This is a genomic window from Acinetobacter sp. UBA6526, from assembly GCF_002434875.1.
GTDB lineage: Bacteria > Pseudomonadota > Gammaproteobacteria > Pseudomonadales > Moraxellaceae > Acinetobacter > Acinetobacter venetianus.
The window spans coordinates 1-7,219 of the sequence record NZ_DJLC01000079.1 but is presented as its reverse complement, the minus strand read 5'-3'; the positions used below and the strand labels follow the sequence as shown (position 1 = coordinate 7,219).

The window sequence follows — 7,219 nt, the reverse complement described above, 5'->3', positions numbered from 1 at the left end:
TGAGGCCAATTTACTTAAACTAGATAGTAGTAAGGCACGTCGTCAACTGAACTGGCAGCCGGTCTGGCGACTGCAAACGGCATTACAAAAAACATTAGAATGGCATGAAGCCTGGAGGAATGCCGAAGACATGAGGGCAGTTTCTTTGGCGCAAATCAATGACTACCTGTCTAAATTTCAGGGCAATTAAGTATGTCACGCTTTGATTTTATTCAAACGCCATTGTCTGACCTGATGTTAGTCCAACGTAAGAAGGCAGAAGACCATCGTGGGTTTTTATCGCGCTTCTACTGTATGGAAGCGTTCTCTGAAGCAGGTATAAAAAAACCAATAGTTCAAATCAACCAAACACTCACGCGAAAAAAAGGTGCAGTTCGTGGCTTACATTTTCAACATCCTCCGCATGCCGAGTTAAAGCTTGTGAGCTGCTTAAAAGGTGAGGTTTTAGATGTGGCAGTAGATATTAGGCGCACCTCACCAACCTTTCTACAATGGCATGGTGAAATTCTTTCTGCCGAGAACCATAAAAGTTTGCTCATTCCAGAAGGATATGCGCATGGATTTCAGGCGCTGACTGAAGACTGTGAGCTAGTCTATTTGCACACCTCAGCCTATCATTCTGATTCGGAAGGTGCGCTCAATGTTACCGACCCTGCGTTGTCTATAGACTGGCCTTTACCAGTAATAGACCTGTCTAAGCGAGATCAAAATCATCCTTTTGTAACCAATACTAATTTTAAAGGAATAACTTTATGAAATGCCGCCATTGCCAATCCGAGTTGACAGTCTCATTGATTGATCTAGTCACATCCCCACCGTCGAACGCCTATCTGACTCAACAAGAACTCCAGGCAACTGAGAAATATTTTCCATTGCGCGTACTGGTGTGTACCGATTGCTGGTTAGTGCAGACAGAAGATTATGCGGGGGCTGATGAGCTTTTTTCATCTGATTATGCTTACTTTAGCGCATTCTCATCTTCATGGTTAAAGCATTCTGAGCAATATGTAACCAATATGGTAGATCGCTTCGATCTGGATGGGCAATCATATATCGTAGAAGTTGCAGCGAACGATGGCTATCTCCTTCAATATGTCAAAGCACGGGGAATACCATGCCTAGGTATTGAGCCCACCACCAGTACTGCGGATGCCGCTCGTAAAAAAGGTATCGAGATTATCGAAGATTTTTTCGGCGTTGAGCTTGCGAATAAAATGGTTGAGCAAGGTAAGCAAGCTGATTTAACAGCTGCTAACAATGTTCTGGCACATGTCCCCGATATAAATGACTTTGTTGGTGGCTTTGCTGCTCTATTGAAACCGACAGGTGTTTCAACCTTTGAGTTTCCTCACTTGCTGCAACTGGTGTCTGAAAATCAATTTGATACCATATACCATGAACACTATTCCTATTTGTCGTTGACTGCTGTGAAGAAAATTTTTGAGAGCAATGGTTTAAGTGTATTCGATGTGGAAATATTACCCACGCACGGCGGCAGTTTACGAGTGTATGCTCAACGCATTGATACCGGGAGTCATAAAACAAGCGATAATGTAATAAAAATTCTAGATCAGGAAAAAAGTGCTGGAATGAATAGTGTAGATTTTTATGCCGGGTTCCAGGCTAAGGCCGATCGGGTTAAAAATGATTTTCTCTCTTTTTTGCTTGAGGCAAAACTCACCGGTAAAACTGTTGCGGGTTATGGCGCTGCAGCCAAAGGCAATACATTGATGAATTATGCAGGAGTTCGTCAGGATTTACTGAGTTATGTAGTGGACCTTAATCCAGCCAAGCAGGATAAGTTCTTGCCTGGTAGTCGAATACCCATCGTTGGAGAAAAGTATATTAGAAAAACTCAGCCAGACTATGTGGTGATTTTCCCCTGGAACTTGCGTTCAGAAGTTGTTGAGCAATTATCCTATATTCGTGAATGGGGAGCTAAATTTGTTGTCGCAGTACCTGAATTAGAGGTGCTATGAATAGTGTTGACCTAGAGGCGGTTTCGGGTAGTGAATCTGCTAAGCGCGTTTTAGTGACTGGTGCAACAGGATTCATTGGTCAGTATTGCTTACATTATCTAGTGAATGAAGGATTTGAGGTTCATGCCATGTCTCGATCAAGGCATAAAATAGGGGTCGATGATGATGGTGTGCATTGGTATTTGAGTGATTTATTCAATAGCGATTCTCAAGAAACTATTGTAAATGAAGTGCGGCCAACACACTTATTGCACTTTGCATGGTATGCAGAACCTGGTCATTTCTGGACAGCACCTGAAAATCTTCAATGCGTGAATGCAAGCCTTTCGCTGCTAAAGGCGTTTGGCGAGCAAGGAGGTGAGCGCGTAGTAATGGCCGGAACCTGTGCTGAATATGATTGGGGTCAAGGTTTGTGTTTAGAGAGCGTTACTCCGTGCAATCCGAGTACGGTTTATGGAACGTGTAAAAATGCTTTACAGGAAATATTGTCGATATACTCTAATCAATTTGGATTAAGCAGTGCATGGGGAAGGATATTTTTTCTTTATGGTCCAAAGGAACATCCATCAAGGCTGGTATCGTCTGTTATTCAATCAATCTTACGAGGTGAGACTGCTCGGTGTTCCAGTGGTGAGCAAGTGAGAGATTTTATGTATGTTTCTGATGTGGCCTCAGCCTTTGTAGCTTTACTTAATTCAGGCATGCAGGGTCCAGTTAATATCGCGTCAGGTGAAGCTATTACCCTTAAGGATGTGGTAGAAAGAATTGCTACAAAGTTGGGTCGCCCAGAATTATTAAAGTTGGGGGCTCGTTCCACCAATCTCGAGGATCCTCCATTATTGCTGGCTGACATCAGTCGTTTAAGAGACGAGTTAGGTTGGCAGCCCAGTTTTGATATTGATAGCGGACTGGATGAAACAATTGCTTGGTGGAAGGAGGAACTCAAACGGTCCTAATAAATAGACGGCAAGGGCTTTTCACGTGTCCTCGCCAAACATAACATATTTTCCAATTGGAAGGGCGTAGCCTGGGTTGCGTAAATGGGGTTGGAGTGTTTTACTTTAGTTTTGGTGGTTCGTTCAGATATACCCATTTAATTCAACGTATAATGCAAAGAGAAGAAGCTAAATATAAAAAACTTAAATGTTATGTACTATCGAAAAAATTGAGTAAAAAATATTTTGCCGATTTACTAGCAAGGTAATATGGATTCAGATGAATAGAGTTAAACTAATATTGTGGCTAGGCTTTTTTTTACGCCTTGTTCTTGCCTTCTACAATGGTTTTGTTGGGCCGACTTATGGCTCCGGTGATGATGCCCTTGGATTTCATTTTGTGGCTGTTGATGTTTCCCAAGATTTTGTGACCGACGTGTTTGTATTAACCTATATATATCCTTATCTTTTGGGTATTTTCTATTTCATTACAACTGATTCCCTGTTTTTGGGAAGCGCTTTATCTGCTTTAGGATGGCTTGCATCCGCATTTATTCTCCTACGAATTATGAGGATCTTATCATTTAATATGTTGTACCAATCGAGGGTTATGCTTATTTATGCTTTGATACCTACTTCATTAATGTATACCAGCGTTACCCTGCGAGAACCATTTCAACTGCTTTTTATCAATCTAGCTATTTATGCAGCCTTAAAAATTTATTTTCATAGATCGAATGCCCATTGGCTTCTTTTGTTTCTGGCCATTGTGGGCATGGGCGCAATGCATGGTGCACTTCTCGCGTTCGGTGTTTTTATAATTGCTGGGACATTGTTTCTATTAACATCAAGAAATAGAAAAGGCGTGTCATTTACTAAGGTTGTTTTGGTTACTCCTATCGTGATTTTGTGCTTGTTTTACGGGTTTGAGTTGTTCATGAGTCTTACTTCTTATGGTGACCGGCTGGATGATGGTTTGAGCACAGCTGTCCAAGTCTATCAAGAGGGAACCCTGTCAGACGCATACGATGCACGGGCAAATTATAGAACTGAGGTTGCAATAAGTAATGGGCTCGGTGGGCTTATTCTTTCTCTACCTTACTTTTTGTTTCAGTACCTGTTTGAGCCAATGCCTTGGAATATTTCATCTATAGTTGATGTTGTTCCTTTACTAGAAAATATGTTGCGATTTTGGTTAATCTGGAATGCGTTGAAATATTTAGTAGGCACCTATCTTAACAAACCTATATTTGTTGCACACAATGCTTTTGGAAATAGAAGATTTTATTTATTTATTTTCCTATCATACTTATTAATAGAATCACTTTGGTCTTTAGGAACGAGTAATTGGGGCACAGCTTCAAGGCACCATGTGCCAAGCCTTGGGTTACTTTTAGTAGTGGGTTTTGCGTACCGAAATGTGATATCTCCGAAATACAATCGTTCACAAAAATCCTGATATTGATGAGTGATTCCTTATCCCATTTTTTTTGAATAGCAACTATCTTTTCTTGCTGAAAGATTGTTTTAAATAGCAAAGTATTTCTACTGGGGATTCATGTGAAAAACAGTAGATGATATCTTCTAGTAACGAATAGCATAGTTAAGCTTAGTGCAATTTTTGCACTAAATGACGAACCTAAAAAACTACATTTCCTAAATCGTCTTCGTCAGTCAATGACTTTATTCTCACGTACTGAGCTAAAATATGCATTAAGCTATGATGGGTGTCCTCCACAACTCCATAATTTTCGTTGGGTATGTGTATACTGTAATCACTCTCATCTCTTGCCTTGCCACCCGAAAAACCTACAAAGCTTACTGTAATCATCCCTAAAGTTTTTGCAGTTTTAATAGCCTTTACAATGTTGGGACTATTGCCGCTGCTAGAAACACAAATAAGGATGTCTCCCTTTTCTCCATACCTTTCTAACGGGAAAGAAAAAACACTCTCATAGTCTATATCGTTAGCAACTGCTGTAAGTGTTGGTGTATTACTTGAAAGAGAATAAATTACTGGAGAAATATCAGTGCCGGTAGATGATCCTTTCAGAAAATCACATACAAAATGCTCTGAAATAGCCGCAGAACCTCCATTGCCACAAGTATATATCTTCTTCTTGTCTTTAATTGACTTAATTAACAAAGAGGCAATATTATCCAGTTCTTCCAAGTCAATTGAATCGTAAGCTTTTTGCATTTCATAGGCATAATCTTTTACAAATTCATCCAATTTAAGGTGTGTTTTGTTTGGGAATTTCAATGTCTTAAGTTCCTATATTATTTAATTGATCAACTCTACACCAATCAAAGAATTAAGTACAATCGTGGTTATAAAAAATTAAACCCTCTATACAACACCTTTTTTCTGGTTCAATTACCGCGTTCTATAGCCTTCAAAATCTCTTTAACCACTATATCCGCCCCAGCGTCTGAGAGGTGATCATCATCGAAGTAGAAAGGAACCGAACCCTCTACCACCACACATGCCTCAATGCCATATCGATTACAAAGGGCTGATCTCAATCTAACTGGAATGACAGTGGATGTATTTTGCTCGAAGAATTCGTCAAGCGTGCCTATAACAAATTCATTCCTTCGATCATACTCCTCAACAGGAAAAGAGAGAGTCTCTAGCTCGAAGCCAGTATTATTTTTATGGTGGAGGTTATATTTGTATGGATTACAACCAACTTCAGGCACTGGATAAACCACAACTGTGGTGAGTTTGGAATTTGAAACTTCCAGCAAGTTTACGAGAGCCTTAGCCATGCTTTCGGCAGACGGATCCTTAAATCCGTATGTATCCATCGGCAAGTAGTCCCTATATGGAAGGTCCCTCTCTTCACAACCAAGTGACTCACTCGTATAGTGCGGCTGATTAATCTCACTTGAAGGGAAAAAGTATCTCATGCTCCAACGATTAATGAGTACAAGGTAGTCCGCATCAGAGAAATAATCTAGTGCTTCAACGTAATTATTAGGGCATTCAAGCTTATGATGACTTTTGTTATTGCTATTTGTCGTAAAAACCGTTGTTTCACATGCCGAAACATCGAGCAACCAAATCCCCTTTATGTTGCCCATTCGCAATTTATGATCGAGCGAATACTGAAGAGCTTGAAGATGTGAATCTCCATAAAAAACAAGAGATTTATCTGAATCCCTGTCACCTAATGTACAAAAAGAAAAATTTTGTTGATGTATAACATCCTCATCCAAACAAACCTCACCTACCACTACCTTCTTTTCACCCAGTGATTCGAATTGAACATTTTGTAATTTACCCGGTGCCTTATTTAGTACTGGTTCGAATTGGAGGAATAATCCCAACACGGAGAATGCCACTATTCCAGTTGCGGACAGCGCAAAGATTTTATATTGGGTAAAGTTCTGCTTATTTCTAAATGGTGCCTCTATGAATCGCCAACTAATGTACGCCATCAGCAGTGAAATTAGGCATATGAAAATAAGCAAAACATCTGAAACTTCAAAAAAGAATCGATGTTTGGCAAATGCTAATAAAGGTTGGTGCCATAAATAGGCACTATAGGAAATTAAACCCACACCAACGATAGGTTTAAGGCCTAATAAATTATGAATAAGAGTCTTTGGAACTGCGCACAGAATCAATAAACCTGTTCCGATAGTAGGAATCAAAGCATATAAACTTGGAAAAGGAGTTGTTTCGTCAAAAACTAGAATTGAGTAGAGGATCATTCCTAATCCAAGCACACTTAATGCTTGATTTAGGGGATGGGATATTGAGTGAGCATTGAACTTAAGATAAAAAGCGGTAAAGACGCCAACAAGCAGCTCCCACCCCCTTGTGGGTAGAAGATAAAATGCGCCTGATATTATTTTTGGATGAGACGCATATTGAGTAGCCCATGCCGCCACACCCAAGCTAAAAAAGAATATGACTGATAATACGATTAGAATCCACTTAATGCCCAGTCGCCAAGTGAGTATTAAAAATACTGGAAATAATATGTAATACTGCTCTTCAACGGCCAAGCTCCAAGTATGAATTAATGGCTTCAACTCAGCGGCCGTATCGAAATAACCACTTTCCCACCAAAATAGAGTGTTGGAAATGAATATAGATACTGCAATCAAACTCTGCCCAAAATCTTTAAGATCAATTGGTGTTAGCCAAAGCCAAGCAAACGGAAGGCAGGCAGCCATAACAAAGAACAGAGCTGGTAGAATTCTACGAGCGCGGCGCTCGTAAAAATTGACGATGCTAAATTTTCCTTCAGCCATTTCAGAAATAATGATGGTTGTGATCAAGTAACCACTAAT

The 7,219-nt window shown here is 40.0% G+C and carries 6 protein-coding genes and 1 pseudogene; 5 read left to right on the top strand and 2 right to left on the bottom strand.

Annotated features, from left to right (window positions below):
* From B4237_RS05170 to B4237_RS05150, 5 genes and pseudogenes are all read left to right on the top strand, one after another.
* Positions 1-190 (top strand): annotated as a pseudogene (locus B4237_RS05170) (hypothetical protein); the annotation flags it as partial.
* Between the two features lie 2 nt (positions 191-192).
* Positions 193-756 (top strand): dTDP-4-dehydrorhamnose 3,5-epimerase, encoded by a 564-nt coding sequence (gene rfbC / locus B4237_RS05165; protein WP_286941986.1) that lies wholly within the window; start codon positions 193-195, stop codon positions 754-756.
* Entirely contained in the window at positions 753-1,979 is a 1,227-nt protein-coding gene (locus tag B4237_RS05160) for a class I SAM-dependent methyltransferase (protein ID WP_286941983.1), read from the top strand. The genes rfbC and B4237_RS05160 overlap by 4 nt, the downstream gene beginning before the upstream one ends.
* A complete protein-coding gene (locus tag B4237_RS05155) occupies positions 1,976-2,935 on the top strand; it encodes an NAD-dependent epimerase/dehydratase family protein (protein WP_286941980.1) in 960 nt (319 codons plus the stop codon). The genes B4237_RS05160 and B4237_RS05155 overlap by 4 nt, the downstream gene beginning before the upstream one ends.
* A gap of 259 nt (positions 2,936-3,194) precedes the next feature.
* Positions 3,195-4,373 (top strand): hypothetical protein, encoded by a 1,179-nt coding sequence (locus B4237_RS05150; protein ID WP_286941978.1) that lies wholly within the window; start codon positions 3,195-3,197, stop codon positions 4,371-4,373.
* 180 nt (positions 4,374-4,553) lie between these two features.
* On the opposite strand, the gene B4237_RS05145 is transcribed toward B4237_RS05150, so the two are convergent.
* Both B4237_RS05145 and B4237_RS05140 read right to left on the bottom strand, forming a co-directional pair.
* Positions 4,554-5,177: an SIS domain-containing protein gene (locus B4237_RS05145; RefSeq protein WP_286941976.1), complete on the bottom strand. Its 624-nt coding sequence runs from the start codon at positions 5,175-5,177 to the stop codon at positions 4,554-4,556.
* Between the two features lie 110 nt (positions 5,178-5,287).
* The coding region (locus B4237_RS05140; RefSeq protein ID WP_286941974.1) for an acyltransferase family protein at positions 5,288-7,219 on the bottom strand (1,932 nt) is incomplete at its 5' end.

Bases quoted from the DNA above. Each gene is read 5' to 3' on its own strand.
- rfbC (WP_286941986.1), top strand. From the start codon at position 193: ATGTCACGCTTTGATTTTATTCAAACGCCATTGTCTGACCTGATGTTA.
- B4237_RS05155 (WP_286941980.1), top strand. From the start codon at position 1,976: ATGAATAGTGTTGACCTAGAGGCGGTTTCGGGTAGTGAATCTGCTAAG.
- B4237_RS05160 (WP_286941983.1), top strand. From the start codon at position 753: ATGAAATGCCGCCATTGCCAATCCGAGTTGACAGTCTCATTGATTGAT.
- B4237_RS05150 (WP_286941978.1), top strand. From the start codon at position 3,195: ATGAATAGAGTTAAACTAATATTGTGGCTAGGCTTTTTTTTACGCCTT.